The sequence below is a fragment of the Streptomyces sp. NPDC044002 genome, from assembly GCF_056434525.1.
In genome coordinates, this window is the sequence record NZ_JBWKEZ010000035.1 from 25,999 (window position 1) to 52,618 (window position 26,620).

23 protein-coding genes are annotated in these 26,620 nt (G+C 72.3%); 6 read left to right on the forward strand and 17 right to left on the reverse strand.

The annotated features are described in order from the left end of the window. Positions 1-26 precede the first annotated feature (26 nt). From AC07A6_RS24460 to wsfD, 3 genes are all read right to left on the reverse strand, one after another. Positions 27-1,961, reverse strand: coding sequence for an APC family permease (locus tag AC07A6_RS24460; protein WP_478778504.1), 1,935 nt, complete (start codon positions 1,959-1,961; stop codon positions 27-29). Between the two features lie 139 nt (positions 1,962-2,100). Then, positions 2,101-3,090 carry an alpha/beta hydrolase gene (locus AC07A6_RS24465; RefSeq protein ID WP_478778505.1) on the reverse strand — a complete coding sequence of 330 codons (990 nt, stop codon included), beginning with the start codon at positions 3,088-3,090 and terminating at the stop codon, positions 2,101-2,103. Positions 3,091-3,249: 159 nt separating this feature from the next. Further along, positions 3,250-4,755, reverse strand: coding sequence for a glycan biosynthesis hexose transferase WsfD (gene wsfD, locus AC07A6_RS24470; RefSeq protein ID WP_478778506.1), 1,506 nt, complete (start codon positions 4,753-4,755; stop codon positions 3,250-3,252). Between the two features lie 103 nt (positions 4,756-4,858). On the opposite strand from wsfD, the gene AC07A6_RS24475 reads away from it, so the two are divergent. Continuing rightward, positions 4,859-5,203 carry a hypothetical protein gene (locus AC07A6_RS24475; protein ID WP_478778507.1) on the forward strand — a complete coding sequence of 115 codons (345 nt, stop codon included), beginning with the start codon at positions 4,859-4,861 and terminating at the stop codon, positions 5,201-5,203. A gap of 149 nt (positions 5,204-5,352) precedes the next feature. Here the strand turns inward: AC07A6_RS24475 and AC07A6_RS24480 are convergent, their stop codons facing one another. The 6 genes from AC07A6_RS24480 to AC07A6_RS24505 all read right to left on the reverse strand — a co-directional run bounded on the left by AC07A6_RS24480 (position 5,353) and on the right by AC07A6_RS24505 (position 11,728). Continuing rightward, complete coding sequence (locus AC07A6_RS24480; RefSeq protein WP_478778508.1) at positions 5,353-6,366, reverse strand: TIGR03842 family LLM class F420-dependent oxidoreductase; 1,014 nt, start codon at positions 6,364-6,366, stop codon at positions 5,353-5,355. Positions 6,367-6,390: 24 nt separating this feature from the next. Continuing rightward, positions 6,391-7,791 carry a dihydropyrimidinase gene (gene hydA, locus AC07A6_RS24485; protein ID WP_478778509.1) on the reverse strand — a complete coding sequence of 467 codons (1,401 nt, stop codon included), beginning with the start codon at positions 7,789-7,791 and terminating at the stop codon, positions 6,391-6,393. Between the two features lie 10 nt (positions 7,792-7,801). After that, complete coding sequence (locus AC07A6_RS24490) at positions 7,802-9,097, reverse strand: aspartate aminotransferase family protein (protein WP_478778510.1); 1,296 nt, start codon at positions 9,095-9,097, stop codon at positions 7,802-7,804. Continuing rightward, positions 9,094-9,936 carry a nitrilase-related carbon-nitrogen hydrolase gene (locus AC07A6_RS24495; protein ID WP_362464370.1) on the reverse strand — a complete coding sequence of 281 codons (843 nt, stop codon included), beginning with the start codon at positions 9,934-9,936 and terminating at the stop codon, positions 9,094-9,096. The genes AC07A6_RS24490 and AC07A6_RS24495 overlap by 4 nt, the downstream gene beginning before the upstream one ends. Positions 9,937-10,103: 167 nt before the next feature. Beyond that, complete coding sequence (locus AC07A6_RS24500; RefSeq protein WP_478778511.1) at positions 10,104-11,510, reverse strand: hypothetical protein; 1,407 nt, start codon at positions 11,508-11,510, stop codon at positions 10,104-10,106. Between the two features lie 23 nt (positions 11,511-11,533). After that, complete coding sequence (locus AC07A6_RS24505) at positions 11,534-11,728, reverse strand: hypothetical protein (protein ID WP_478778512.1); 195 nt, start codon at positions 11,726-11,728, stop codon at positions 11,534-11,536. 138 nt (positions 11,729-11,866) lie between these two features. Here AC07A6_RS24505 and AC07A6_RS24510 point away from each other — a divergent pair, with 138 nt between their 5' ends. Further along, positions 11,867-12,112, forward strand: coding sequence for a hypothetical protein (locus AC07A6_RS24510; protein ID WP_386271076.1), 246 nt, complete (start codon positions 11,867-11,869; stop codon positions 12,110-12,112). A gap of 3 nt (positions 12,113-12,115) precedes the next feature. Here AC07A6_RS24510 and AC07A6_RS24515 read toward each other — a convergent pair whose 3' ends face one another. Next, positions 12,116-12,367 carry a helix-turn-helix domain-containing protein gene (locus AC07A6_RS24515; RefSeq protein ID WP_125817345.1) on the reverse strand — a complete coding sequence of 84 codons (252 nt, stop codon included), beginning with the start codon at positions 12,365-12,367 and terminating at the stop codon, positions 12,116-12,118. A gap of 64 nt (positions 12,368-12,431) precedes the next feature. On the opposite strand from AC07A6_RS24515, the gene map reads away from it, so the two are divergent. Beyond that, on the forward strand, positions 12,432-13,199 hold the full coding sequence (gene map, locus AC07A6_RS24520; protein ID WP_478778513.1) for a type I methionyl aminopeptidase: 768 nt from the start codon (positions 12,432-12,434) through the stop codon (positions 13,197-13,199). A gap of 6 nt (positions 13,200-13,205) precedes the next feature. On the opposite strand, the gene ggt is transcribed toward map, so the two are convergent. Then, positions 13,206-15,005, reverse strand: a complete 1,800-nt coding sequence (gene ggt, locus AC07A6_RS24525) for a gamma-glutamyltransferase (protein WP_478778514.1) — start codon at positions 15,003-15,005, stop codon at positions 13,206-13,208. Positions 15,006-15,095: 90 nt separating this feature from the next. Between ggt and AC07A6_RS24530 the strand changes: the two genes are divergently transcribed. Next, positions 15,096-15,821, forward strand: a complete 726-nt coding sequence (locus tag AC07A6_RS24530; protein ID WP_362464391.1) for a hypothetical protein — start codon at positions 15,096-15,098, stop codon at positions 15,819-15,821. Here the strand turns inward: AC07A6_RS24530 and AC07A6_RS24535 are convergent. The 6 genes from AC07A6_RS24535 to AC07A6_RS24560 are packed head-to-tail and all read right to left on the reverse strand — an operon-like array spanning position 15,781 to position 23,099. Beyond that, entirely contained in the window at positions 15,781-17,049 is a 1,269-nt protein-coding gene (locus AC07A6_RS24535; protein WP_478778515.1) for a cytochrome P450, read from the reverse strand. The genes AC07A6_RS24530 and AC07A6_RS24535 overlap by 41 nt on opposite strands. 44 nt (positions 17,050-17,093) lie before the next feature. Further along, on the reverse strand, positions 17,094-17,609 hold the full coding sequence (locus tag AC07A6_RS24540) for a hypothetical protein (protein ID WP_478778516.1): 516 nt from the start codon (positions 17,607-17,609) through the stop codon (positions 17,094-17,096). Continuing rightward, positions 17,606-19,051: an ATP-binding protein gene (locus tag AC07A6_RS24545; protein WP_478778517.1), complete on the reverse strand. Its 1,446-nt coding sequence runs from the start codon at positions 19,049-19,051 to the stop codon at positions 17,606-17,608. The genes AC07A6_RS24540 and AC07A6_RS24545 overlap by 4 nt, the downstream gene beginning before the upstream one ends. A 3-nt stretch (positions 19,052-19,054) precedes the next feature. After that, positions 19,055-19,735, reverse strand: coding sequence for a response regulator (locus tag AC07A6_RS24550; protein ID WP_478778518.1), 681 nt, complete (start codon positions 19,733-19,735; stop codon positions 19,055-19,057). 40 nt (positions 19,736-19,775) lie between these two features. Beyond that, the gene (murJ, locus tag AC07A6_RS24555; RefSeq protein ID WP_478778519.1) at positions 19,776-21,461 is read right to left on the reverse strand and encodes a murein biosynthesis integral membrane protein MurJ; all 1,686 of its coding nucleotides are present in this window, start codon (positions 21,459-21,461) and stop codon (positions 19,776-19,778) included. Between the two features lie 45 nt (positions 21,462-21,506). Beyond that, a complete protein-coding gene (locus AC07A6_RS24560) occupies positions 21,507-23,099 on the reverse strand; it encodes a nuclease/transposase family protein (RefSeq protein ID WP_478778520.1) in 1,593 nt (530 codons plus the stop codon). Between the two features lie 528 nt (positions 23,100-23,627). Between AC07A6_RS24560 and AC07A6_RS24565 the strand changes: the two genes are divergently transcribed. Together AC07A6_RS24565 and AC07A6_RS24570 are read left to right on the forward strand one after the other, a co-directional pair. Continuing rightward, the gene (locus AC07A6_RS24565; protein WP_478778521.1) at positions 23,628-24,860 is read left to right on the forward strand and encodes a L,D-transpeptidase; all 1,233 of its coding nucleotides are present in this window, start codon (positions 23,628-23,630) and stop codon (positions 24,858-24,860) included. A 150-nt stretch (positions 24,861-25,010) separates the two neighbouring features. After that, positions 25,011-26,597 (forward strand): CocE/NonD family hydrolase, encoded by a 1,587-nt coding sequence (locus AC07A6_RS24570; RefSeq protein ID WP_478778522.1) that lies wholly within the window; start codon positions 25,011-25,013, stop codon positions 26,595-26,597. Positions 26,598-26,620 lie beyond the last annotated feature (23 nt).

Below are 26,620 nucleotides of genomic sequence, written 5' to 3' on the forward strand. Positions count from 1 at the left end.
CGCCGCAGGTCCCCCCGCGGGCGACGTCAGCCGGCGTGCACGTGCGGGCGGCGGGCCCGGTCCGGTTCGGCCTCGCGGATGACCTCGCGCGTGACGGGGGCGACCTCGCCCTGCCCGAAGAGGAAGAACCTCAGGAAGTTGGCCAGCGGATTGCCCTCGGTCCACTCGAAGTAGATGTGGGGCCGCTGGCCGGTCTCGTCGCGGACGTGGAGCAGGAGGGCGGCGAGCGCGTTGGGGACGGAGGAGGACTCCAGGGTCAGGACGCGGTGGCGGTCGTGCATGACCTCGCCCCTGACCGTCACACCGGCCTCGAACTCGGACGGGTCGAGGACGGTGACTTCCACGAAGAGGAAGTCGTCGCCGGCCGGGACGTCGTTGTCGGCCCGGATCTGGTCGATCTTCTCCCGGTACTCGGCCTGGTCGCGCTGGTCCGGCTCGTTGGCGATGAAGCGGATGGTGCGGGTGGCGGTGTCCCTGATGAACCGCTCGGCCATCTCGTCGAACTCGACGTCCGTGACGCGCAGCTCGAAGACCCGGGCCAGGCGGGACAGCAGGGAGAGGGCCATGATGCCGGCGATGAAGCAGGCACCGATCTTCACGCCGTCCGGCCGCTCCACGACGTTGACGGCGGTGGTGTAGATGAAGACGGCCGAGATGATGCCGAATCCGATGGTCCAACCGCGCTCCCCGGCCCGGCGGGCGGCGATGGTCACGGCGACGGCGGCCGAGGTGATCAGGACGAGCACGCCGGTGGCGTACGCGCCGCCCTGCGCGTCCACGTCGGCGTTGAAGAGCCACGTCACGAGGAACGCGATGAGCGTGAAGACGATCACCATGGGGCGCAGCGCCCGGGCCCAGTGCGGGGCCATGCCGTAGCGGGGCAGGTAGCGCGGCATCAGGTTGAGCAGGCCCGCCATGGCCGAGGAGCCCGCGAACCAGAGGATGAGGATGGTCGAGACGTCGTAGACCGTGCCGAAGGCGGAGCCGAGGTGCTCGTGGGCGAGGTAGGCGAGGGCGCGGCCGTTGGCCTCGCCGCCGGGCTTGAACTCGTCCGCCGGGATGAGGAGGGTGGTGATGAAGCTGGAGCAGATCAGGAAGACGCTCATGATCACCGCGGCGGTGGTGAGCAGCTTCTTCGTGCCCTTGATCCGGCCGGCGGGCTGCTGCGGGTCGTCGCCCGGATCGCCCTGGACGTGGGGCATGACCGCCACGCCGGTCTCGAAGCCGGACAGGCCCAGCGCCAGCTTCGGGAAGACCACCAGTGCGATGGCGATCATCATGAAGGGGTTGCCGTGCTCGGTGGTCAGCGCACTGGTCCAGTCCGTGACCACGTGCGGTTCGGTGGCCACCTGCCACAGGCCGACCGCCACCACAACGGCGTTGAGCAGCAGGTAGGAGACGACGAGGGCGACGGCCAGTCCGATCGCCTCGCTGAAGCCCTTGAGGAAGACCGCGCCGAGCAGGGCGATCAGGATCAGGGTGATCAGCACCTCGTGCCCGTGCAGGGTGCCGGTCAGGTGCGGGTTCTCCACCATGTGCGCGGTGGCGTCGGCGGCCGACAGGGTGATGGTGATCAGGAAGTCCGTCGCGGCGAACCCCAGGAGGGTCAGCACGAACAGCTTGCCCTTCCAGAACGACAGCAGCCGCTCCAGCATCGCGATCGAGCCCTCGCCGTGCGGGCTCTCCTGCGCCACCCGACGGTAGACGGGCAGCGCCCCGAACAGCGTCAGCAGCACCAGCACGATCGTCGCGACCGGCGACAGCAGCCCGGCGGCGAGTGCCGCGATGCCGGGCTGGTAGCCGAGGGTGGAGAAGTAGTCCAGACCGGTCAGGCACATCACCCGGTACCAGGGCCTGCCCTCGTGCGCGGTATCGGGATGCTGCTGCTGTTTGTGGCGGCGGTCGGTCAAGCCTTCCAGCAGCCACGCGCGCAGGCGCGGCATGCGGGCAGGGGTGGCCATCGTGGGGCGCTCCTGTCGTACGGCACGGATTCGGCCATCGACATCGACGGCTGAGTCAGCGTACGCAGCGCGAACCCAGTCAATACGCCCATATGACTGTCTGGCGAAATCCTGACGCGTCCTTAACGCCCGCCCGGCATCAGTCGTGGGCGGGGCCCTCCAGGTTCTTCGTGAACCACTGCAGGGCGTCGGGGATCATCTTCTTGAAGTCCGAGGTCAGGTGCTTGCCGCCGGGCTGCTCGTAGTACTCGATGGCGACGGGCGGAACCGCCTTGGCCATCCAGCTCTTGACCACGCCCTTCTCGTAGGCGTCGGCCCCGCCGGCCGTGACCAGCATCTTCACGTCGGCCTTGCCCTGGGCGACCAGCTGGTCGGGGCTGTTGGCCGCCTTCTCCGCGTCGTGGCCCTGCCACAGGCGGGAGTCGGGGGCGAAGTAGCCGTCGATCGGCACCGCGGCCTTGTAGACGTCCGGGTACTGCAGGGCGAGCTTGGCGCTGCAGAACCCGCCCGTGGAGGCGCCCATGACGCCCCAGCTGTCGCGGCCCTTGAGGGTGCGGAAGTTGGCGCGGACCCAGTCCGGGATGTCCTGGGCCATCCAGGTCGCCATCTTGGGCTGGCCGGGGATGTCCGAGCAGTCCAGCGCCTTCTTCTCGTCGCCGCTGAAGTTCTGCACCGGCATGACCATGATGAACGGATGGGCCTTGCCCGCCTTGGCCAGCCGGACGTCCTCCTCCTGGATCGGCAGCTCGCTGCCGGCCCAGGTGTTGTAGCCGTTGCTCTGACCGCCCGCGAACAGGGTCAGCACCGGAAAGCCGGTCGTGGCGTACTTGGGGTCGTGGTACTCGGGAGGGAGCCAGACCCACACCTGGCCGGTCACACCGGACTTCGGGCCGGCCAGCTTGGTCGTCATGATCGGGCCGACGGCGGTGTCGCGGGCCTTGGTCATGGCGGGGGCCGGCCCGGCGGGCATCCGCACCTTGCCTTCGGCGGAGGGGGAGGCGGCCGGACCGGCAGGGCTGCTCGCCGCCGACCCCTTCCGACCCTTCTCCCCCTTCTCGCCCTTCTCACCCTTGGTACTCCCGCAGCCCGCGAGCACGACGGCAAGGGCCACGACGGCGGCGCCGGTCACAACGGAACGGGAACGGGAAGGCTGTCCGAACACGGCGGGAACTCTCCAAGCAATGACGCGCCCGGCCTGTCCGACCAGGGCGGCGGCCCCGTACGGAACCGCGCCTGCGGCGGCCTCGTGCACGGGCCGCGGTGGGCAGCTTGCGTCTGCCGTGGCATCTTAACCTGATCTTTTCGGGCCATCGGACACCAGTTCCAAGGCCTCCTCTGCCTCCTCGGCCTCCTCCTCCGCAGGGGTGCACGACACACTGGCGGCCGCCAGCACGAAGGCCAGGCCGGTCGCGAAGATGCCGTAGATCAGGTGCTTGGTGTTCTCGATCGCCTCGCCGTACATGGCGGTGACGAACTGGGTCAGCGTGGCCCCGCCGAGGCAGATCATCATCGCCAGGAAGGCACGGCGGCGCGGGTTGTCCGGGCCGCGGCGCAGCCACCAGGCCCCGGCCGCCACGAACGCGAACTGAATACCCAGCACCCAGCCGCCCCCGAAGGTCCGCAGGAATCCGGTGTAGAGAGCCAGCCTGTGCTCCTGGGCACCGGCCTCCTTGCCGGCGGTGACGGGGTACGAGCCGAGGTTGTCCGGCCGGGAGGCGGCGAAGTCGTCCAACCCGCCGTCGGCGATCCGGAGCGCGACGCCCGGGTGCTTGGCCAGGTAGGTGCCGATGTTGGCGTAGGTGATGCGGTCCTTGACCTCAGGCCAGCGGGGGTCCTTCTGGGGTGCCTTCTCGCCCCACCAGTTCAGCCCGGCGTACTGGCCGAAGTCGGCGGGCAGTCCGAGCTCGACGGCGTCCTTGGCCGGATCGGGGCTCTTGCCCATGATCCCGACGAAGATCATCTCGGTCCGGTTGATCTCCTTGAACGCCTCCATCTGGAACAGCAGCGTGTGCGTGCCCGCCGCTCCGATCACCAGCGCGGCCGCGAGGGGGAGCACCCGGGCGGTGAACCGGCCGGTGAGCCGGCCGACCGGCACCTTGGACCAGAGCAGGAGCGCCAGCAGGGGGACGGCCATGGTGAGCGCCTGCATCTTGGAGCCCACCAGGGTGACCGACCCGACGGTGAAGAGCAGCAGCCCGCCGAGCCTGGCCCGGGGCGTACCGCCGAGATGGACGGCGCCGACGGTGGCGAACAGCAGCCCGGTCAGCCCGGCCAGCTCACTGAACGGCGAGGCCGCGTACCCGGCCACCACCGAGTCGCCGACCACCAGGAACAGCGCGGCGCAGACGAGCAGCCGGAAGAGGAGCCGGCCGCGCAGGGCGACGGCGAACACGGCGAAGGCCAGCCCCACCAGGGCGCACCAGAGCAGCGCCTGGGCCCGGAGGTCGATCGCGCCCCCGTAACCCAGCAGCTGGCTCAGCGGCCGGGCCAGCATGGGCATCCACTTGCCGCTGCCCGGATAGGTGTTCTCGGAGTTGCAAGCCTGCGGCTCGGCCCGGTCATACCGGAAGTTGGCGAAGTCGAACCACCACGAGGAGCCCTTGTCCACGTGGACGGAGGTGTCGAGGGCACACATGCGGGAGGGACCGTCGCCGTTGTCCGCCATGCCGATCGGTCCGCCATGGAAGATCCGCACGCCCATCGCCACGGCGGCAACCAGGCCAACCAGCGGCCCGAAGACCCACCACCGACCGAAATATCCCGCTATTCGCACATGCGCTCTCTGCTCACTCACCGGCGCATTTTAAGCCACCTTTACCCAAGCCCCGGCTCCCCCTCACCCCGGGCGATGATCATCCCGAGCACGTTCGCCGAACAACGGGTGGGAAGCAGGAGACATGGAAAGCAAGTCCTACATCGGCTTCCTGCGGGACCTTCTGAGTCCCGACGAAGCGGTGCGCACGGAGGCGAGTGACCGCGTTCAGGACTTCGTCGGCCTGCTGTCCGACACTCAGGCCAGAGTGGCGGGGGACCTGATTGCCATGCTGGCCCCGCACGAAGAGTCCCGGGTGGCCCTGGAAGCCCTCCTGCACGCGCTGAGCGATCTCGACGGGTGCGGGAAGCTCGATGGCGTGGACACCTCACCCCTCGGGGAGATCCCGGAATCCAGGATCCACGTGGAACACCGCGACTACATGGATGCATTCGCCGAGCGCATCGCGGGGGCGAGCAACGGTCGCTGAGCCAGGACGCCTCCGCCCTGGCCGTGAACCTCGGTATCGCCGCCCGCGAAGCTCGTCTACGGCAGGACTGGAAGGAAGACCTCTCGCTCCTCCAAACCCCCGGGCCGCCAGGGCCGACTCCCCGGTCGGCCCTGCGTCGTCGGTGGGTGTCAGCTGAACGACGGGATGATGTCGGAGCCGTACGCGTCGATGGTGGCCTCCCGGGCGTCGTGCATGTCGTAGACGGCGAACTGGTCCACGCCCAGGTCGCGCAGGGCGCGGAGCTTTTCGATGTGGGCCTCCGCCGGGCCCAGGAGGCAGAAGCGGTCGACGATCTCGTCCGGGACGAAGTCCGTGGAGGGGTTTCCGGCGCGGCCGTGGTGGCTGTAGTCGTAGCCCTGGCGGGCCTTGATGTACTCGGTGAGTTCGTCGGGGACCATGCCCGAGTGCTCCCCGTAGCGGGAGACCAGGTCGGCGACGTGGTTGCCGACCATGCCGCCGAACCAGCGGCACTGGTCGCGGGCGTGGGCCAGGGCGGCCGGCGAGTCGTCGGCCGTGACGTATGCCGGGGCCGCCACGCAGATGGTGACCGATGCCGGGTCGCGGCCGGCCGCGGCCGCCGCGTCGCGGACCGCCTTGACCATCCACTGCGTGAGGAACGGGTCGGCGAGCTGGAGGATGAAGCCGTCCGCCTTCTCGCCCGTGAGGGCCAGGGCTTTCGGGCCGTACGCGGCCATCCAGACGGGGAGTTTCCCGCCCTTGATCCACGGGATGCGGATCGGGTTGCCGTCCACGACCGCCTCGCGCCCCTCCGCCAGGTCGCGGATCACCTCGATGGCCTCGCCCAGGCGGGCCAGGGTGTTGGGGGCCCGGCCTGCGACGCGCATGGCCGAGTCGCCGCGGCCGATGCCGCAGACGGTGCGGTTGCCGTACATGTCGTTGAGGGTGGCGAAGGTGGAGGCCGTGACCTCCCAGGTGCGGGTGCCCGGGTTGGTGACCATCGGGCCGATGTGGAGCTTCTGCGTGTTGGCGAGGATCTGGCTGTAGATGACGAACGGTTCCTGCCACAGGACGGCCGAGTCGAAGGTCCAGCCGTAGCGGAAGCCGTTGCGCTCCGCGCGTTTCATGAGGCTGACGACCTGGGAGGCGGGCGGGTCGGTCTGCAGGACGAGGCCGAAGTCCATGGCGGCTCCTTGCTGCTCGCGGGCTTACAGGTACTGGCAGGTGGAGCGGGGGACGAAGGCGCCGTGGCCGGCCCGGCCGGTGTACTCGCGGCGGTCGATGACGAGTTCGCCGCGCGAGAGGACGGTGTCGACGCGTCCGGTGATCCGCCTGCCCTCGTACGCCGAGTAGTCCACGTTCATGTGGTGGGTCTCGGCGGAGATGACCTGCTCGGCGTGCGGATCGTAGAGGACGATGTCGGCGTCGGAGCCCGGCGCGATGGTGCCCTTCTGCGGGTAGATGCCGAACATCCGGGCCGGGGTCGCGCAGGCGATCTCGATCCAGCGGCGGCGGCTGATGTGCCCGTCCAGGACGGCCTGGTGGAGGAGGTCCATGCGGTTCTCCACGCCGGGGAGACCGTTGGGGATCTTGGAGAAGTCTCCTCGGCCCAGTTCCTTCTGGCCGCGGAAGCAGAAGGGGCAGTGGTCGGTGGAGACCACCTGGAGGTCGTTCGTCCGCAGGCCGCGCCAGAGGGCCGCCTGGTGCTCCCTGGGGCGCAGGGGTGTGGAGCAGACGTACTTGGCACCCTGGAAGTCCGGCTCCGCCAGGTTGTCGGTGGACAGGAACAGGTACTGGGGGCAGGTCTCGCCGAAGACCGGCAGGCCCTTGTCCCGGGCCGCGGCGAGTTCGGCGACGGCCTCCTCGGCGGAGACGTGGACCACGTAGAGGGGGGAGCCTGCGACCCTCGCGAGTTGGATCGCGCGGTGGGTGGCCTCCGCTTCCAACAGCACCTTGCGGACCTCGCCGTGGTGGCGGGGGTCGGTCTCGCCGCGCGCCAGGGCCTGCTCGACGAGGACGTCGATGGCGATGCCGTTCTCCGCGTGCATCATGATCAGCCCGCCGTTGCCGGAGGCCCGCTGCATGGCGCGCAGGATCCGGCCGTCGTCGCTGTAGAAGACGCCGGGGTAGGCCATGAAGAGCTTGAAGGAGGTGACCCCCTCGCCGACGAGGTGGTCCATCTCCTTCAGGGTCCCCTCGTTGACGTCCGAGAGGATCATGTGGAAGGCGTAGTCGATCGCGCACTTGCCGTCCGCCTTGTCGTACCAGGTGTCCAGCCCCTCGCGCAGGGAGCGGCCCACGCTCTGCACGGCGAAGTCGACGATGGTGGTGGTACCGCCCCAGGCGGCCGCCCGGGTGCCCGTCTCGAAGGTGTCCGAGGCGGCGGTTCCGCCGAAGGGCAGCTCCATGTGGGTGTGCGCGTCGACACCGCCCGGGATCACGTACTTCCCGGTGGCGTCGATCGTGCGGTCGGCCGTCCAGGCCCCGGCGGCCGCCGAGCCGTGCGCGGCGAGGGCCGCCACCCGGCCGTCCTCGATCAGGACGTCGGCGTGGAGCTCGTCGGCGGCGGTGACGACGAGGCCGCCGCTGATCAGCGTACGGATGCTCATGTGGCTCCCCCTACTGGATGCTGCTCAGCGCCTGCTCGAGGATCGCGGCGCCCTCTTCCGCCTCGGCGACGGTGAGGGAGAGCGGCGGCGCGATGCGCAGCACGCTGGTGTTGTGCCCGCCGCCCTTGCCGAGGAGCAGCCCGCGTTCCCGGGCGGCCTCCAGGACGGCGGCGGCCGCCTGCGGGTCGGCCTGGTCGGTGCCCGGCTTCGTCAGCTCGACGCCGGCCATCAGGCCCCGGCCGCGGACCTCCCGTACGGCGGGCACGGAGGCGGTGACGGCGCGCAGCCGCTCCAGGAGGAGGCCGCCGACGCGGCGGGCGTTGCCCTGGAGGTCGTGGTCGAGGAGGTAGGCGAGGTTGGCGAGGCCGGCCGCCATGGTGACCGGGGAGCCGCCGAAGGTGGAGATGGAGTTGGAGTCGAGGCAGTTCATCACCTCGGCGCGGGCCACGACGCCGCCGATGGACATGCCGTTGCCGATGCCCTTGGCGAAGGTGAGGATGTCCGGCGGGCCGCTCTGGGCGTGGGCCTGCCAGCCCCAGAAGTTGTCGCCGGTGCGGCCCCAGCCCGTCTGCACCTCGTCGCTGATCCACAGGATGCCGTGCCGGTCGAGGACCTCGCGGAAGGCCGCGTACAGGCCGTCGGGCGGTGAGGTGAACCCGCCGACCCCCTGGATCGGTTCGGCGATGAGCGCGGCCACTCCGCCGCGCGCCTGGCCCAGTACGTCTTCCAGGTCGGCGACGGCCGCGGCGGTGAAGCCGGCGTCGTCGAGGCCGGCGAAGGGCCCGCGGGTGCGGACCGCGCCGTGGACGTAGTAGGTCTGGAGCGGGGAGAGGCTGGTCGGGGACCAGCCGCGGTTGCCGGTGATCGAGACGGTGGAGAAGGACCGGCCGTGGTAGCTGTTGCGCATCGCCAGGATCTGGTTGGAGCGGCGGTACGTGGTGGCGAGCAGCAGGGCGGTGTCGTTGGCCTCGGTGCCGGAGGTGGTGAAGAAGACCCGGGCGTCGGGGATGCCGGACAGGGCGGCCACCCGCTCGGCCAGCTCGATCATGGGCCGGTTGAGGTACAGGGTGGAGGAGTGGATGATCCGCCCGGCCTGTTCGGCGACGGCCTTGGTGACCTCGGGCAGCGCGTGGGCGGTCATCGTGGTGAGGATGCCGCCGAAGAAGTCGAGGTAGCGGTTGCCGTCGGCGTCCCAGACGTGGCGGCCTTCGCCGTGGGTGAGCTCGATGGGGCGGTCGTAGTAGAGCGCGAGCCAGTCGGGCAGGACGGTGCGGTGGCGGCTGTGCAGCGGGATGGGGTTGGTCACGGCTGTACGAGTCCTCCGTAGGCGTCGGGGCGGCGGTCGCGGTAGAAGGCCCACTGGTCGCGGACCTCCTTGATCAGGGCGAAGTCCAGGTCGCGGACGAGGAGTTCCTCCTCCTTGTCGCTGGCGACCTCGCCGACGAACTGGCCGCGCGGGTCGACGAAGTAGCTGGTTCCGTAGAAGTCGTTGTCGCCGTACTCCTCCTGGCCGACGCGGTTGATGGCGGCGACGAAGTACTCGTTGGCGACGGCGGAGGCGGGCTGTTCGAGCTGCCACAGGTACGCCGAGAGCCCCCGGGAGGTGGCGGAGGGGTTGTAGACCAGCTGGGCGCCGCCCAGGCCGAGTTGGCGCCAGCCCTCGGGGAAGTGGCGGTCGTAGCAGATGTAGACGCCGACCTTGCCGACCGCGGTGTCGAAGACGGGCCAGCCGAGGTTGCCGGGGCGGAAGTAGTACTTCTCCCAGAAGCCCTTGACCTGCGGGATGTGGTGCTTGCGGTACTTGCCGAGGTAGCTGCCGTCGGCGTCGATGACGGCCGCGGTGTTGTAGTAGAAGCCCTCGCTCTCCAGCTCGAAGACCGGGACGACGATGACCATCCCGGTCTCGCGGGCCAGCTCCTGCATCCGGCGCACGGTGGGGCCGTCGGGGACGGGCTCGGCCCAGCGGTAGTGCTCGGGTTCCTGGACCTGGCAGAAGTAGGGGGCGTTGAACACCTCCTGGAAGCCGATGATCTGCGCGCCCTGGGCGGCCGCCCGGCGGGCGTGCGCCTCGTGTTTGGCGATCATCGACTCGGTGTCTCCGGTCCAGGTGGCCTGGACGAGTGCGGCGCGGACGACTTGGGCCATGAGCTGCTCCTCGCGACGGGAACGCCGGCTTCTACGCACGTAGACGGTGTGCGTAGGGAGTCGAAGGTAGGCCTCGGCACAGCGTGGGGCAAGACCGCCTTGCGCGATTGGAGTAGTCGATCACGTTACGTCGCCACGTGGGCGTTTGCGGTCAGCAGACGGGCGGTTCAGGCCACCGGGATACCGGCCACCCGCAGGGCATGCGCCAGGTCGCGGTGCCGGGTGGCGGACAGGTCCCGGGCGGCGCGCAGCAGCCGGGGGGCGAACCAGTGCGGGTCCCGGCGGGCCAGGCCGGCCGCCTCCTCCGCGGTGCGCAGCCGGACGAAGGCGCCGAGCAGGGCCTGGGCCTCGCGGTCCCGGCCGGCGGCGCCGAGGGCGAGGGCGGCTTCGGCGACCTCGGCGGCGGGCCGGGCCACGCCCTGGCGCAGCAGCCCGTCGCAGTCGGCCTCCCGGCCCGCCGCGCCGAGGGCGGCCGCGGCCGCGGCGAGCCGGTCGGGCGGGAGCGAGGCCGTCTCCCAGAGCAGGGTGGCCCAGTCGGCGGCGAGGCCCGCGCGGCCGAGTTCGGCGGCGAGGGCGGGCAGTTCGGCGGCGGGCCAGGCGGCGGCCTCGCAGAGCAGGGCGTGCGCCTCGCCGCTCCGGCCCTGGGCGCGCAGCGCGAGCAGCTCGGCGGTGAACCCGCCGCGCGGGCCGGTGGCCGGGGCGGGAGCCGGGGCGTCCCAGACGGAGGGCTCGTCGGCGGCCGGGTCCCGAGCCGGCTCCGCCCCCGGGCGCGGGGCGGGGTGTCCGGCCCGGTCGGCGGCCGGTGCCGTCGGCGCCGCTCCGGCGGCCGGGGCGGCCGAGCGGAGGTAGCGGGCGCCGCGCGGGGCCGGAACGGGGAGGTCCGGGACGCCGCCGGCGGGCGGGGCGGACACCTCGGCGGCGGCGTGCGGCGCGCCCGCGTACCGGGCACCCCCGCCCCGCCGGGCCCCGCGCAGCCACCGGCCCCCCTCCCGCTGCGCCGGCACGGCGGGCAACGGCCCGGCCTCCGGCCCGGACGCCATGCGCGGCTGCGGCTGCGCGACCGGCTGCCACCCCAACCCGGGGTCGAGGGCGGCCAAGCGGGACTCCAGGTCGGCGTGCCGGGCGGCGGCGCGGGCCGCGTCGTCGCGGGTCCAGGCCAGCTCCCGGTTGAGGGCGGCCGCCTCCCCCGGGTCCGCGGCGCCGGCGAGCCGGGCGGTCAGGGTGTGCAGGGCCCGGTCCAGGGCGGCTCGCTGGCCGGCGGCGGTGTCGAGCAGGGTCCGCAGCTCCCCCGCGCCGCCCGGCATGGCGTCCCACGCGGCGACCGCGGCCGCTCGCAGGGAGGCCGCGTACGCCGCCTCGCCGGCCGCCCCGCCCGGCTCACCCGGCAGGTCGCCGAGCAGCGATTCCAGTACGTCCCACGGCGGCACCGCGACTCCGTCGAGGCAGGCGCGCATCCCCTCCGGGTCCCGCCGCAGGAACTCCCCGTACCAGCCGGTTCCGGGATCCAGTCTCTGCGTCAACCACCGCAGGTAGTCCGTGAGTTGCCCGATCACCAGCGCAGTCGGCGTCTCCATGCACGCATTGCATCCCACCGGTGTTACGGGCGGGCTACGGAAATCTCAAACCTTGACGGCGAACCCGCGACCACGGCGCTCCCGCCGTCCGTGAGGTGACCGCCGGCCGGACCCAGGGCGTCGGTCCGCCCCTCGGGCGTGGAGCAGGCGGCGGCCAGCAGGCCGGCCGCGAGGAGGGCGCCGAGGAGTGCGAGGCCGAGGCGTTTGGCTGCGTTCATCACTGACACGCCTTCACCGCTTCCCGGATCCGGGAAACCGCAACGCGCATTGGGCCGTCCGGCCGCCGGACACGCCCGTGCGGGGGCGGCTACCGTGAGGACGTCCGGAGTGTCCGGGCACGCGGAGGGGGTGCCGCCGTGAGTGGGGGCGACTGGTTCCTGGCGGCGTTCGCCGTCGCGCCGCTGCTGGTGTTCGCGGTCGCCCTCGCGGTGGAGGGCGGGCGCTCCGACGGCCTGCCCGGCTGTCTCTCCTGCGGGCATGCCGAGCGGTCCCACGGCAACGGGTCCTGCCTCGGCGGATCGGAGCCGGGGGACGCGCCCTGCGGATGCCCCTGGTTCACCGCCCCGCCCTACGAGGAGCCGCGCGTCGGCTGCGGGGGCTGAGCGTCAGGCGGGCACGAGCGCGCAGCGGCGTACGACCTCGTCCAGGGAGAGCCCGAGGACCTCGGCCAGGGCGGCGACCGTGAAGAAGGCGGGGGTGGGCGCCCGGCCGGTCTCGATCTTGCGGAGGGTCTCGGCGGAGAGGCCGGCGCCGGCCGCGACCTCGACCATGCTGCGGCCGGCGCGCGCCTCGCGCAGCAGCGCGCCCAGGCGCTCGCCGCGCTCGCGCTCTTCGGGTGTCAGGGGGGTGCGGACCATGCCCCCATCCTACCCCGCCCGCCAATAACTATCCCGGTAAACAAATACCGGTATAGTTATTGGCATGGTTCAACTGAAGACCGACAGGTCGATCGACGAGATGCGTGCCGCCGGCCGGGTGGTGGCGCGCGCCCTGGCCGCCGTACGCGGGGCCGCCCGGGTGGGGGTGTCCCTGCTGGAGCTGGACGCGGCGGCCCGTGCGGTCCTGCGCGAGGCCGGCGCCACCTCCCCCTTCCTCGGCTACCGGCCGCACTTCGCGCCGGTGCCCTTCCCGGCCGTCGTCTGCGCCTCCGTGAACGACGCCATCGTCCACGGCATCCCCGACGGCTACCGGCTCCGCGACGGGGACCTGGTCAGCATCGACTGCGGGGCCGAGCTGCGCGGCTGGGTCGGGGACGCGGCCGTCACCTTCACCGTCGGCCGCCCCCGCCCCGAGGACCTCCGGCTCGTCGAGACCGCCGAGCGGGCCCTCGCCGCCGGCATCGCCGCCGCCGTCCCCGGGAACCGGATCGGCGACATCGCCCACGCCATCGGCACCGTCTGCCGCTCCGCCGGGTACGGCATCCCCGAGGGCTTCGGCGGCCACGGCGTGGGCCGCACCATGCACGAGGACCCGGGCGTCCCCAACGAGGGACCGCCGGGACGCGGCATGAAGCTGCGCCCCGGCATGGTCATCGCGATCGAGCCGATGCTGATCGCGGGCGGTACGGACGACTACGCCTGCGACCCCGACGGCTGGACCCTGCGCACCACCGACGGCTCCCGCGCCGCCCACGCCGAGCACACGGTCGCCGTCACCGCGGCCGGCCCGAGGATCCTCACCGCCCCGTAGGGGCGGCTACGGCTCCCCGTGCGGCCGTACGACCATCGCCGAGCCGCCGCCCCTGCGGGTGGTCTCGGCCGCGGCCAGCCAGCGGCCGTCGGGCAGCCGCTGGACGCCGGTCGCGGCGCCGATCTCGGGGTTCTGCCGGAAGGCCTGGCCCAGGCCCTCCAGTTCGACGCGCAGCGGGCTGTTCCACAGGCCCGGCTCCAGCTCGGTGGTGGTCTGGTTGCGCTGGCTGGCGCGCGGGGCCGCGATGGCGTCCACCAGCGGCAGGCCCCGGTCCAGGTGGCCGGTCAGGGTCTGCAGGACGGTGGTGATGATGGTGGCGCCGCCCGGGGAGCCCACCGCGAGGACCGGACGGCCGTGGTCCAGGACGATGGTCGGGGACATGGACGAGCGCGGCCGCTTGCCGGGGCCCGGCAGGTTCGGGTCCGGCACGCCGGGGGCCGCCGGGGCGAAGGAGAAGTCGGTCAGCTCGTTGTTGAGCAGGAAGCCCCGCCCGGGGACGGTGATGGCGCTGCCGCCGGTGGACTCGATGGTCAGGGTGTAGGAGACCACGTTGCCCCAGCGGTCGGCGACCGTCAGGTGCGTGGTGTTCTCCCCCTCGTAGGTGGTGGGGGCGGTCTCGCCCGTGGTGGCGCACGGGACGGGGTTGCGGGGGTCGCCGGGGGCCAGCGGGCTGGTCAGCGTCCGGTCGGGCCTGATCAGGCAGGCGCGGCTGTCGGCGAACCGCTGCGAGAGCAGCTCCCGTGTGGGCACGGACTCGGCGGCCGGGTCGCCGACCCAGCGCCCCCGGTCGGCGAAGGCGATCCGGGAGGCCTCGATGTACCGGTGCAGGTACTGGGCCTGGGACAGCCCCGACAGGTCGGTGCGCTCCAGGATGTTCAGCGCCTCGCCCACGGTGGTGCCGCCGGAGGAGGACGGCGCCATGCTGTAGACGTCCAGGCCTCGGTACGCGATCTGCGTCGGGGCCTGCCGCTTGGTCGCGTAGGCGCGCAGGTCGGCGGTGGTCAGGTCGCCGGGGCGGACGTTGCGGGTGGCGGCCGGGTCGACCGGGGGCTTGCGGACGGTGTTGACGATGTCCTCGGCGATCGGGCCCCGGTAGAGCGCGCCGGTGCCCTTGCGGGCGAGTTCGGCGTAGGTGGCGGCGAGGTCCGGGTTCTTGAAGGTGGAGCCGACGACGGGCAGCCGGCCGCCAGGCAGGAACAGTTCGCGGGTGGCGGGGAAGTCCTTGAAGCGGTCCTGGTTGGCCTCGGTCTGGGCGCGGAAGGTGCCGTCCACCGTGAAGCCGTCGCGGGCCAGTTTCTCGGCGGGGCGCAGGAGCTGGGCGAGCGGGCGGCTGCCCCAGGCGTCGAGCGCGCTCTTCCAGGTGGCGGGGGTGCCGGGGACGCCGACCGAGCGGCCGCTGGTCTGGCCCTCGGCGAAGGGGATGGGGACGCCGTTCTCCTGGAACAGGGCGGCGGTGGCCGTGGCGGGCGCGGTCTCGCGGCCGTCGATGGTGTGCACCCGGCGGGAGGAGGCGTCGTAGTAGACGAAGTAGCCGCCCCCGCCGATCCCGGCGGAGTACGGCTCGGTCACCCCGAGCGCGGCGGCGACGGCGACGGCGGCGTCCACGGCGTTGCCGCCGGCCCGCAGCACGGAGATGCCGGCGGCGGAGGCGTCGGCGTCGACGCTGGCGACGGCCCCGCCGTAGCCGGCGGCGACCGGCACCTTGGGCGGGACGGGGGCCTGTTGCGGCGGGGCGGCGGCCCCGGTGGAGACGAGCGCCCCGGCGAGGGCTGCGAACGCTAACTGACGTGCGGCGGAAGCGCGCATCCGGTTCCTCCAGTCGACTGCCTGTCAGACCTAGGAGCGGCAGCCTAACTTCACGGGACGGGCCGCGTCATGACGGCTACCATCCGCCGCATGAACGACGACGTGCGCAACATCGTGCTCGGGGTGGCGGCCACGGCCGTCAGCGGTGGCTTCGGCTGGTTCACGCGGACGTACCTGTGGCGCCGGGCGCTCCGCCGCAAGCAGGCCTTCTTCGGGCTGCCGGCCGGCTCGGACTGCGTCTTCGTGGTGAACCGGAAGGCGGACGCCGACGCGTGGTCGGTCCACCGCAACGACGCGTTCGCCCTGCTGGAGATATCCGCTCTGATCAAGGACTGCGAGGCGGCCCTCCAGCTGGTCTCGCACGACGGGGTCCGCCAAGGCGTGGGTGAGCGGGCGGAGTTCTGCGTGGGCGGCCCCTCGTCGAACACGCGGACGGTGGCCCACCTGTCCTCCATGCTGCCGGGGGTGCGGGTCGGCGCGTTCGAGGGGCCCGCACCGGACCGGCTGGCGATCCACGTCGGCGGGGAGACCTACCCGTGGGACAAGGGCCAGGTGGAGCACGTGCTGCTGGCCCGGCTGACGACCGGACCGGGAACCCGGCCGGTGTTCCTCATATCCGGGCAGACGGCCGTCAGCAACCAGGCGGGCGCCCGCTATCTGGCCCGCCACCACCGGGAGCTGGCCCGCAAGTACCGGCGGGAGTCCTTCTGCCTCGTACTGAAGGTGGTCAACTCCGACGCCTACGGGCCCGACGTGACGGAGCTGGTGGCGGACGTCACCGCCGCGGCGCGGACACCCGCAGCGGCAGCCGGGTGATGCCGTTGATGAAGTTGGAAACCAGCCGGCGCGGCTCCCCCGCGAGTTCGGGCGCGGGCATCGCCGTACGCCACTCCTCGTAGAGGGTGCGCAGCTGGAGCCGGGCGAAGTGGGCTCCGAGGCAGACGTGCGGGCCTTCGCCGAAGGAGACGTGCGGGTTCGGGGAGCGGTCGAGGTCGAGCCGGTCCGGGTCGGTGAAGACGCGTTCGTCGTGGTTGGCGGAGGCGTGGAAGACCACCACCTTGTCGCCGGCGCGGATCGGGGTCCCGGCGAGCTCGGTGTCGCGGGCGGCGGTGCGGCGGAAGGTGAGCACCGGCGGGTGGACGCGCAGGAGTTCCTCGACGGCCCGGTCCGTGCCGGTGAAGCCGTCGGCGAGGCGCCGGTAGGCGCCGGGGTTCCGGGCCAGGGCGAGGAGGCCGCCGGGCGCTGCGCTGCGTACGGTGTCGTTGCCGGCGACGGTGAGCAGGAAGAAGAACATCTCCAGCTCGGCGGGCTCCAGTCCGGCCTGGGCGAGGGCGGTCATCACGTCGTCGCCGGGGTGGGCGCGCTTGTACGCGGCCAGTTCCCGGGCGTAGCCGAACATCTCGCCGAGCAGGGCCGGGGAGCGCGGGTTCAGCGGCTTGCCGTCGGGCCCGAGGAGGGGTGCGGGGGCGTCCTCGGGGTCCTGGTAGCCGATGACGCGTACGGTCCACTCCAGCAGCAGGCCCCGGTCGGCGGGCGGGACGCCCAGCAGGTCGGTGAGGTTGAGCAGGGCGTACTCGTCGGTGACGGCGCGCACCACGTCTGCGCCGCCGTCCTCGGCGCCGTCGCGGGCGGCGGCGAGGAGGGTGCGGGCGCGCTCGCGGGTCCGGTCCGCGAAGGCGTCGACCCGGGCGGGGGTGAAGGCGCGCGAGACCAGGCGGCGCAGCCGGCCGTGCTCGGGAGGGTCCTGGTTGAGCATGGTGCTGCGCAGGAACGGCAGGTCGGCCGGGTCGGGGTCGCGGATCTGGGTGGCGCCGAGCCGGGAGGAGTACGCGGTGTGGTCGCGCAGGACGCGGACGACGTCGGCGTGCCGGGTGACGGCCCAGAAGCCGGGCCCGGCGGGCCAGCCCTGGACTTCGGGCTCCTCCTGCCAGGCGACCGGGTGCCGCTCGCGCAGCAGCCGGTAGCGCTCGTGCGGGACTCCCTCGGCGTAGAGGCGGGGGTCGAAGACGTCGGGGATGCCGGCGGGCCGGGGGGCGCGTTCCATGGTCCACACGGTGGCGGGACGGCGGGGGCCGCCGCAAGGGGTCGTCAGTCCGCCCGGCCCCCGGGTTCGCAGCGGGCCGCCTCCAGTGCGGTGTCGGTGCCGCGCAGCACCGCGTCGAAGGCCGGGGCGAGGGTGGACAGGGCGCTGCACACGAGCTGGCGGCGGGCGATCGGGTCCAGGTCGGCGACGGGGAAGGGGAGCCGTGCCTCCACGCGGTCGCGGGCGGTGAAGCCGACGCCGGTCTCGTCCAGCTGCTTCGGCTCGACCGGGGGCAGCCGGGTGCCGAGCCCGGCTTCCAGTTCCGTGGCTCCGGGGCCGGCGAGGAGCCCCGTCAGGCTGCCGCGGGGGCCGTCGCGGGTGTGCTCGGGCTGCGGTACGGGGACGAGCCGTCCCTCGGGGGTGACGAAGTAGGCCATCGAGGTGCGGGCGGGCGCGGCGACGGCCACCTTGGCGGCGGCGCCGCTCTCGACGACTCCGGTCGGCTTGATCCCGCAGCCGGTGAGCAGCAGCGCCGGGCCGAGCAGGGCGGCGGCGGCCGCGAGGGTCCGCGTACGGCTCATGCGGTGGCCTCCAGGGGCATGTCGAGGGTGAACACGGCTCCCCCGTCCGGTCCGTTGGCGGCGCTCAGGGTGCCGCCGTGCAGCCGGACGTTCTCCAGGGTGATGGCGAGCCCGAGGCCGCTGCCGGCAGAGCGGGCGCGGGCGGCGTCGGCCTTGAAGAACCGGTCGAAGATGTGCGGGAGCACCTCCTCGGCGATGCCCGGGCCGCTGTCGGCGACCTCCAGCAGCAGGCGCGGCCCGCCGGGGTGCTCCTGGGTGCGTACGGCGACCCGTACCGGGGCCTCGCCGTGCCGCAGGGCGTTGCCGACGAGGTTGGCGAGGACCACGTCGAAGCGGCGCGGGTCCAGCCGGGCGCGGACGCCTTCGGGGAGGTCGGTGGTGACCCGGTCGTCGTCCCAGCGGCGGCGCTCCAGGGTCTTGCCGACGGCTTCGGCCACGTCCACGTCGTCGAGGTTGAGTTCGGCGGCGCGGGCGTCGAAGCGGGAGATCTCCATCAGGTCCTCGACGAGGACGGCGAGCTTGCAGGTCTCGGCGCTGATCAGCCGCAGGGCCTTGGCGGTGTCGGGGTCGAGGCCGGCGGCGTCCTCGTCGAGGACCTCGGTGACGGCGAGCATCCCGGCGAGCGGGGTGCGCAGTTCGTGGGAGACGTCGGCGGCGAAGCGGCGGGCCCGGGCCTCCGCCTCCCGCAGTTCGGCGACGGACTCCTCCAGGGCGCCCGCGGTCTCGTTGAAGGTGCGGGCGAGGCCGGCGAGTTCGTCGGCGCCCCTGACGGTGATGCGGGTGTCGAGGCGGCCCCGGCCCAGGTTCTGGGCGGCGCGGCGCATGTCGCGTACGGGGCGCAGGACGCTGCGCGCGGCGAGCAGGGCGGGTACGAGGGAGATGGCCAGGCCGGGTACGGCGCCCTGTTTGGCCGCTTCGACCATGGCGTCGACGGTCTGCTGTTCGCTGGTGAGCGGCATGACGGCGTAGACGGTGACGCCGGTGGGCTCGCGGTTGCCGTTGCGGGTGAACACGGCGGGCATGCCGATGGTCAGGTAGGGCTCGCCCCGGGCGTCCTCGACCCGCTGGAAGGCGCCGTGCGGGTTGGCGGCGACCTGGTCGCGCAGCTTCTCGGTGAGGACGGCGGAGGTGGTGGGGGTGCCGTTGGAGGAGGCGCGCAGGGTGCCGTACTCGCCGTAGACCACCCAGGAGTGGGGTTTTCCGCGTTTGCCCAGGTCGTTGACGAGGCGCTGGAGCTGCTGGCGGTCCATGGGCAGGCTCATGCCCTGGCCCTCCAGCTGGTCGCGCAGGGTGCTGACCGCCGTGTCCTGGCTCTGGGTCAGCACGGCCCTGCGGGCCTGCCGGTAGGTGAGGGCGGCGGTGCTGACGGCGCAGATGGTGGCGACGAGCAGGAACGCGGCGATCAGCCGGGTGCGCAGGCCGAGCGGCGGGAGGCGGCGCACGGCTTACAGCGGGCCGAAGCGGTAGCCGAAGCCCCGCACGGTCTGTATGTAGCGGGGGTGGCGGTCGGGGTCCTCGACCTTGTTGCGCAGCCGGCGCACGCAGGCGTCCACGAGCCGGGCGTCGGCGTGGTAGCTGTGCTCCCACACGTACTCCAGCAGCTGCTGGCGGGAGAAGACCTGTTCGGGTGAGGCCGACAGGTGGAGCAGGAGCTTGAGCTCGCTGGGCGCGAGGGCGACGCGTTCGCCGTTCTTGGCGACGGTCAGTCCGGCGCGGTCGATGGCGAGTTCGCCGTGGCGTTCCACGCCGGGCAGGCCGCCGGGGCCCTTGAGGCGGCGCAGCACGGCCTTGATGCGGGCCTCGATGATCTCGGTGCGGGCGGGTTTGACGACGTAGTCGTCGGCTCCGGCCTCCAGGCCGACGACGATGTCGAAGTCGTCGCCGCGTGCGGTGAGCATGATGATGGGGACCTGGCTGGTCTCGCGGATCCGGCGGCAGACCTGTACGCCGTTGATGCCGGGCAGCATCAGGTCCAGCAGGACCAGCTCGGGGCGGAAGCCGCCGATGAGGGCCAGTCCTTCCTCGCCGGTGGCGGCGGCGCTCACCTCGTGGCCGCGGCGGCGCAGGCCGAGGCCGACCCCTTCCCGGATGGAAGGGTCGTCCTCGATCAGCAGTACGCGTGGCATCCGGTCAGTATTACAGGGTGGTTCATGCGCTTTCCTCCCGCTATCGGCCGGCCTTCCGGCGCAGGGAGCCCAGCAGGTCGGTGATCTCGGCCAGGCGCAGCGGCCGGGCGAGGAGTACGACGACCAGGGCGAGCGCGGCGGTTCCCGCTCCGGCGGCGGCGAAGGATCCGAGGCCGTCGGCGGCGCGGGCGGCGGCGTACGCGGCGGCCGCGGCGGGCAGGCAGGCGGCGAGCAGCCGCAGGTGGCAGGCGAGGGCGGTGGAGCGGGCCTTCGCGCGCGGGCCGAGCCGCCGGGAGAGGGCGTACGCGGTGACGGCGGCGCCCCCGATGAAGGCGAGGGAGGTGGCGGCGGCCATGCCGGTGACGGCCCAGCGCACCGGCAGCAGCAGGTAGGCGGCGTAGGACAGGCCGGCGTTGAGGGCGACGATGACCAGGTTGAGGAAGAAGGGGGTCCGGGTGTCGGAGAGGGCGTAGAAGCCGCGCGCGAGGGCGTACTGGGCGGAGTAGGCGATCAGGCCGGGGGCGAAGGCGGCGAGCATGCCGGCCATGGCCGCGACCTCGGCGGGGGTGACCTTGCCGTAGCCGGAGACGCAGTCCATCACCCAGGGGGCCAGCGCGGCGAAGAGCGCGGCGGCGGGGACCACGAGGGCGGCGCTGGAGCGCAGTGCGTACGAGACGTCCTCGCGTACGGCGGTGAGGTCGCCGTCGGCGGCGGCCGCGCTCATCCGGGGCATGAGGGCGGTGACGAGGGAGACGGTGATGATGCCCTGGGGGACGATCCACAGCTGGTAGGCGCTGGTGTAGGCGGCGTAGCCGTAGCCGGGGGCCTGGTCGCCGATGGTGGTGGAGAGCTTGGTCACCACCCAGTAGGCGACCTGGTTGCTGAGGACGAGCACGACCAGCCAGCCCGCGTTGCGCAGGGGGCGGGTGAGGCCGCTGCCGCGCCAGTCGAAGCGGGGGCGCCAGCGGAAGCGGGCGGCGCGCAGCGAGGGGACGAGGGCGAGGGCCTGGAGGACGATCCCGGCGGTGGTGCCGATGCCCAGCAGCCGGGTGTCGGCGGCGTCGAGGGCGTCGCGGCCGCCGCCGGAGGCGTAGAGGAAGAAGCCGAAGACGCCGATGATCACGAAGTTGTTGAGGACCGGGGTCCACATCATCGCGCCGAACCGGCCGCGGGCGTTCAGTACTTGGCCGAGCAGGGTGAACAGCCCGTAGAAGAGGATCTGCGGGAGGCAGAAGCGGGCCAGGGCGACGACGGTGCTCCGCTGGGCGTCCGTGTAGGAGGCGGGGGTGTACGCGTCGACGATCAGCGGCGCGGCGAGGACGGCGGCGGCGGTGAGCGCGAGGAGCGCCGCGGTGCAGGCGGTCAGCAGCCGGTCGGTGTACGCGGCCCCGCCGTCGCGGTGTTCCTTGGCGGCGCGGACCAGCTCGGGGACGAAGACGGCGTTGAGCGCGCCGCCGATGAGCAGCATGTAGATGATGTTCGGGACGGTGTTGGCGACGGTGTAGCCGTCTCCGAGGAATCCGGCGCCCAGCGCGGCGAGGACCACGGCGGAGCGGACGAAGCCGGTGGCGCGGGAGACGACGGAGCCGGCGGCCATCAGCGCGCCGCTGCGCAGCACCGAGGCCTTCGCCGGGCTCCCGGCCGCCGGTGTGGCGGGGGCCGGTTCCGGCGGGGGCGGGCCCGCGGGGGCCGCGCCCGGTGCCGCGCTGCTGGTGGATCCGTACATCGGGGTCTTTCCCTTCGCCGAGCCGAAGGTGGAGGGTAACCGTTTCTAGCGATGTTGGCCGGTGTTGGCCGGAGCGCCGTAAACCGGGCTGGCCGGTTGTCTCCCCGAACGGTCTTGGGAAACGGGGAACAGCGCGAGCTGGTCGCTTCGGTCCCGGCAGGTCTTGGTGCCCTGGTCGGGCGTGCCTGTGGTCCTCGGCGGGCTCGCGGTCCCGCACGCCCTCGGGCGGGGGACGGCCTGGCCGGTAGCTCTCCGCTCCACGATCCTCCGGTCGTGTGCGGTCACACCTGGCCGACGCCGTGCCCCGTGTCCGAGGGCGCGCCTGCCGATCGCCACTGCGGCCGCGTGGTGGCCGGTGACGATCGTGGTCTTCGACTGCTGCTGAAGTGGGGCCTTCCAGTACTGGCCGCCCCAGCGGGAGGTATAGGCGGGATCGACCGCAACGACGACAAGCCCCGCGTGGTGGGCCATGCCGCGCACGCGTTCCCGGAAGCGGGCGGTGGGGAGTCCGGCGACCGTGCGGCGGAAGGCCTTGCCGCGTCTGCCGCGGCCCATGGTTTCGCGGCCGGTGGCGCGGGCGTCGTCAAAGCCGAGGTTTTCGATCGCCAGACCGGCGCAGCCGTTCGCCTTGGCGAGGTGGATGAGTTCGCTGATCGCCTGCCGCAGTCGTCCGTCGCGCTGCGATGCGGGTCCGGTCAGGTCGGCGGGGAGCGTGAAGGGCCGGCCCACCGGGTTGCCGTGCGCGTCGATGACGCATGCGGCGAGGTGGCCGGCGTTGAGGTCCACGGCCAGCAGCCGCACACCGGCGGCTGCCAGCTCCACCGGGGTCGGCAGGACGGATTCCGGGGTGGACCAGGACGCGTCGAGATACCAGCGTCCGCGTTCGGGGTCGTGGGTGATGTCGTAGCGCACGGCCCGGTGGGCTGTGACCCGGTCCAGCCACTCGCCCCGGCGGTGGTTGAAGGTGACGGTGCAGGCGAGGCGATAGCGGCCCCGTGGCGCGTTCGCCAGGTGCCGCAAGGGTTCGGGAAGCACGATCGTGACCGTGCCGCAGGCCGGGTCCACGCTGATCGTGTAGTTCCCGAACGGGGCCCCCGACTCCCCGTCGGCAGTCAGGAACAGGCGGGCCGCCTCCCACCGCTCCCGCCACCCGGATTCACTGAGACCGGCGTCCGCGAGGTGGTGCCGCACCTTCACGAGCCTTCGGCCGCCCACTACGACCGACGGACGCCCGGCCGCGATACGGGCCTCCACACCGGCCAGGCGTACGGTGAGCACCTGCAGCCGGCGCTGCTTTTGTGCGCGTTCGGCAGGGCTCGGGTAGCCACGGACACCGCCCGCACGCTGCCCGCACGGCACCGCCAGACGCTGACGGATCCTGGCGATGGCCCGGCGCAGGGAGGCCCGCTCGTCGAACAGACACCGCAGGGAGAGCTGGTACTGGTCCTCACTGGCGCGGGTCATCGCCCCCGCCCAGCGCGATGACGACACCTTCGTCAGCGCCCGCTTACGCTCCGCCCGCCGATTCCCCTTCACCGCCACCCCACCAATCCGCAGCCGCTCGGCAAGATCGGCACGGGCGCACCCGCCCAGATGCTCACCAACAAACCGCAAGACCCGGGCATCGTCGGCGGACACGCGCAGACGATCCCTGATCCGCGCACCCGCGGGAGCAGACACGGTGAACGGCGCAGCCAACGCGCGCAGCGCACGCTTCGGCTCCCGCTTCCTCCCACCGCGCGCCACCGGCCACCCCCTCCCCTACACCAGCACGGACGTTCCCTACTCAGACTGACGTCTCACAGAAGCCACCGCGCCCGCACCACCTCCCGTTCACCCATACGAGGCAGCCGACGGCCAGCCACGGCCAACAACCAAATCAACTGCCGACCACCCGGCGGCCCGGGCGGGGCGAATTCGCGTCCCGGTAGGGTCCTTTGACCCCCGTCCCGGCGCGGAAGGTCCTTTTCCCGCCCCGGAGACGCCCATTGGCCAATTCCGGACGGCCGGATTCCGCAAGGGCCCCCCGAATGTGACCGGATGGCAACAGTTCCGCTGCGGCCCATGTCACAACGGTCCCGGGGAGTTTTTCCGCCGAATGCGCAACCTAATGTGGCCGTGTTCGCTCCTTACCTGCGGACGACCGTTATTTCGGAGGGGTTTTCGTTGAGCCGTACACGCCGCACCGCACTTCCGCGCCGCCGCACCCGCCACGCGGTGCTGGCGGGCACCGCACTGCTGACCCTCGCCCTCAGCGCCTGCGGGAGCGGCGGTTCGGATCCGAAGGCGGGCGGCGACGGCAAGGGGGGCGAGGCCGGGAAGGGTCCCGACATGGCGATCTCGGTGAACCTCACGGGCGACCAGGTCAAGGCCGGCGAGCCGGTGAAGGTGAGCCTGGCCGACGGCAAGTTCTCCCTGGTCAAGGTGGTGGACGGCAAGGGCGGCGAGCTGGCCGGGCAGATATCCGCCGACGGCCGGACCTGGACCTCGGAGCGCAACGCCTCCCCCGGCACCGACTACAAGGTCGAGGCGCAGAACACCGCCAGCCAGAGCACGAGCACCCAGTTCAAGACCTCGCCCGCGGACAAGGTGAACAAGGTCTCCATCAACGTCCCGAAGGGCAGCACGGTGGGCGTCGCGATGCCCGTTTCGCTGGTCTTCGACAATCCGGTGAAGAACAAGGCCGAGGTCGAGAAGCAGCTGAAGGTGACCACCTCGGACAACACCGAGGGTTCCTGGGGCTGGTTCAAGGACTATTCCGGGAAGGACCGGGTGGACTGGCGCCCGAAGGACTACTGGAAGTCCGGCACCGACGTGAAGGTCGACATGAAGCTGAACGGCGTGGACTCCGGGTCCGGCGGCGGGCTCTTCGCACGCGATTACAACACCGAGTTCAAGATAGGCAAGGACCGCCGGATGGAGGTCAGCCTCGACACCAAGAAGATGACGGTGACCGAGGACGGCCAGACGGTGAAGACGATCCCGGTCTCGGCGGGCACGCCCGGCGGCCAGAAGGCCTCCTGGTCCGGGAAGATGGTGCTGATGTCGAAGGAGGGCACCATCCGGATGGATTCCCAGACGGTGGGACTGGGCGACTCCTACGACAAGATGGTCGACTACTCGATGCGGCTGACCTGGTCAGGCATGTACGCGCACGCCGCGCCCTGGAACTCCGCCAACTTCGGCCGCGTCAACTCCAGCTCGGGCTGCGTGGGCATGAGCGACGCCGAGGCCAAGTCCTTCTACGAGCGGGTGCAGGTCGGCGACCCCTTCGAGGTGGTCGGCAGCGGTTCCAAGGGCAACGCCGACCTCGGCAACGGGTACGGCGAGTGGAACCTGCCGTGGGACCAGTGGAAGGCGAAGAGCGCCCTGGCCGGCGGCGGCTCCCAGCAGGGCTGACCGTACGGGCGGCCGGCCCGCTCCAGTGGTGGCCGGCTGACCCCTCCTCAATTGTTACCGCTACGTAACTTACTCACGGGTTACCTTGAGTAAGCCGCTCCCGTTACCGTCGGGTCACTTTCGGACACCGGCGCACGCGAGGAGCGATCGATGAGAACCCGCCCCACCACCGCAGCGGCCGTGGCCGCACTGCTCGCGGCGACCGCCCTGGGCCTGGCCCCCCATCAGGCCCAGGCGGCCCCCGCCACCGCCACCTCGCAGACCGACACGTCCTCGCAGGTGCGCTTCCACGACATCCCCGGCTCCGGCGGCATCACCCTCAAGGGCAACGTCTTCACCCCGGCCGGCGCCGAGCCCGGCCGGAAGTACCCGCTGATCGTGCTCCCCACCAGCTGGGGCATGCCGCAGATCGAATACATCGCCCAGGCCAAGCAGCTCGCCGACTCCGGCTACGTCGTGGTGAGCTACACCTCGCGCGGCTTCTGGCTCTCCGGCGGGCAGATCGAGACCGCCGGGCCGGCGGACATCGCCGACGTCTCCGCCGTCATCGACTGGGCCCTCGCCAACGCCCCCGCCGACCCCGGCCGCATCGGCCTGGGCGGGGTCTCGTACGGGGCGGGCATCAGCCTGCTGGCCTCCGCGCACGACCCGCGCGTCAAGGCCGTGGTCGCCCTCAGCGGCTGGGCCGACCTCATCGAGTCCATCTACTCCGGGCGCACCCAGCACCTCCAGGCCGCCGGCATGCTCGGCGCCGCCGGCTACCTCACCGGCCGCCCCGGACCCGAACTCCAGCAGATCCTCGGCGACTTCCTCGGCTCGAAGCTGGAGAACGAGCAGGCGATGATCGAGTGGGGGAAGAAGCGCTCCGCCTCCCAGCAGGTCGACCGGATCAACGCCAACGGCGCCGCGGTCATGCTGGGCAACGCCTGGGGCGACACCATCTTCCCGCCCAACCAGTACGCGGAGTTCTTCGAGAAGCTCACCGGCCCCAAGCGCCTGGAGTTCCGCCCCGGCGACCACGCCACCGCCGAGGCCACCGGCCTGTTCGGCCTGCCCAACGACACCTGGACCAACGCCCACCGCTGGTTCGACCGCTACCTCAAGGGCGAACGCAACGGGGTCGACACCGAGGCCCCGGTCCAGATCAAGTCCCGCAGCACCGACGGGTACGAGGGCTACGCCGACTGGAAGTCGGTCGGCTCCGGCGGCACCGAGAAGCTCCCCCTCGCCGACAGCGAGCACGTCTGGGCGAACGTCGACTCCGGCGCCAACGGCGGGATCCTCTTCCTCTCCAGCGTCCTCGACCAGTTCGCGAAGGCCCCGCCGACCGCCTCGATCCCGCTGCTCCCCCGCGCCTTCGCCGCCGTCTGGCAGTCCCCGCGCTACGCGCAGGAGCGCCGGATCCGCGGCACCGTGCGCCTGCACACCACCGTCACGCCCACCAAGGGCGACGGCACCTTCGTCGCCTACCTCTACGACGTCGGCCCGCTCGGCATCGGCAAGCTCGTCAGCAACGCCCCGTACACCTTCCACGGGAAGACCCCCGGGCAGTCCTTCGGGGTCGACCTGGACCTCTTCTCCACCGCCTACGACGTCCCCGAGGGCCACCGCCTGGCCCTCGTCGTCGACACGGTCGACCCGCTCTACATCGAGCACAACCCCGCCGGCGCGCAGCTGACCTTCTCCTCGCCGCGCACCGATCCCTCGTACGTCTCGGTGCCGCTGCGCGAGCAGTGATCCGCGGCCGCTGCCGGGGGGCC

Bases quoted from the DNA above. Each gene is read 5' to 3' on its own strand.
- AC07A6_RS24480 (WP_478778508.1), bottom strand. From the start codon at position 6,366: ATGGACTTCGGCCTCGTCCTGCAGACCGACCCGCCCGCCTCCCAGGTC.
- AC07A6_RS24500 (WP_478778511.1), bottom strand. From the start codon at position 11,510: ATGGAGACGCCGACTGCGCTGGTGATCGGGCAACTCACGGACTACCTG.
- AC07A6_RS24475 (WP_478778507.1), top strand. From the start codon at position 4,859: ATGGAAAGCAAGTCCTACATCGGCTTCCTGCGGGACCTTCTGAGTCCC.
- hydA (WP_478778509.1), bottom strand. From the start codon at position 7,791: ATGAGCATCCGTACGCTGATCAGCGGCGGCCTCGTCGTCACCGCCGCC.
- murJ (WP_478778519.1), bottom strand. From the start codon at position 21,461: ATGTACGGATCCACCAGCAGCGCGGCACCGGGCGCGGCCCCCGCGGGC.
- AC07A6_RS24535 (WP_478778515.1), bottom strand. From the start codon at position 17,049: ATGGAACGCGCCCCCCGGCCCGCCGGCATCCCCGACGTCTTCGACCCC.
- AC07A6_RS24505 (WP_478778512.1), bottom strand. From the start codon at position 11,728: ATGAACGCAGCCAAACGCCTCGGCCTCGCACTCCTCGGCGCCCTCCTC.
- AC07A6_RS24550 (WP_478778518.1), bottom strand. From the start codon at position 19,735: ATGCCACGCGTACTGCTGATCGAGGACGACCCTTCCATCCGGGAAGGG.
- AC07A6_RS24530 (WP_362464391.1), top strand. From the start codon at position 15,096: ATGAACGACGACGTGCGCAACATCGTGCTCGGGGTGGCGGCCACGGCC.
- AC07A6_RS24570 (WP_478778522.1), top strand. From the start codon at position 25,011: ATGAGAACCCGCCCCACCACCGCAGCGGCCGTGGCCGCACTGCTCGCG.
- ggt (WP_478778514.1), bottom strand. From the start codon at position 15,005: ATGCGCGCTTCCGCCGCACGTCAGTTAGCGTTCGCAGCCCTCGCCGGG.
- map (WP_478778513.1), top strand. From the start codon at position 12,432: ATGGTTCAACTGAAGACCGACAGGTCGATCGACGAGATGCGTGCCGCC.
- AC07A6_RS24460 (WP_478778504.1), bottom strand. From the start codon at position 1,961: ATGGCCACCCCTGCCCGCATGCCGCGCCTGCGCGCGTGGCTGCTGGAA.
- AC07A6_RS24515 (WP_125817345.1), bottom strand. From the start codon at position 12,367: ATGGTCCGCACCCCCCTGACACCCGAAGAGCGCGAGCGCGGCGAGCGC.
- AC07A6_RS24495 (WP_362464370.1), bottom strand. From the start codon at position 9,936: ATGGCCCAAGTCGTCCGCGCCGCACTCGTCCAGGCCACCTGGACCGGA.
- AC07A6_RS24540 (WP_478778516.1), bottom strand. From the start codon at position 17,609: ATGAGCCGTACGCGGACCCTCGCGGCCGCCGCCGCCCTGCTCGGCCCG.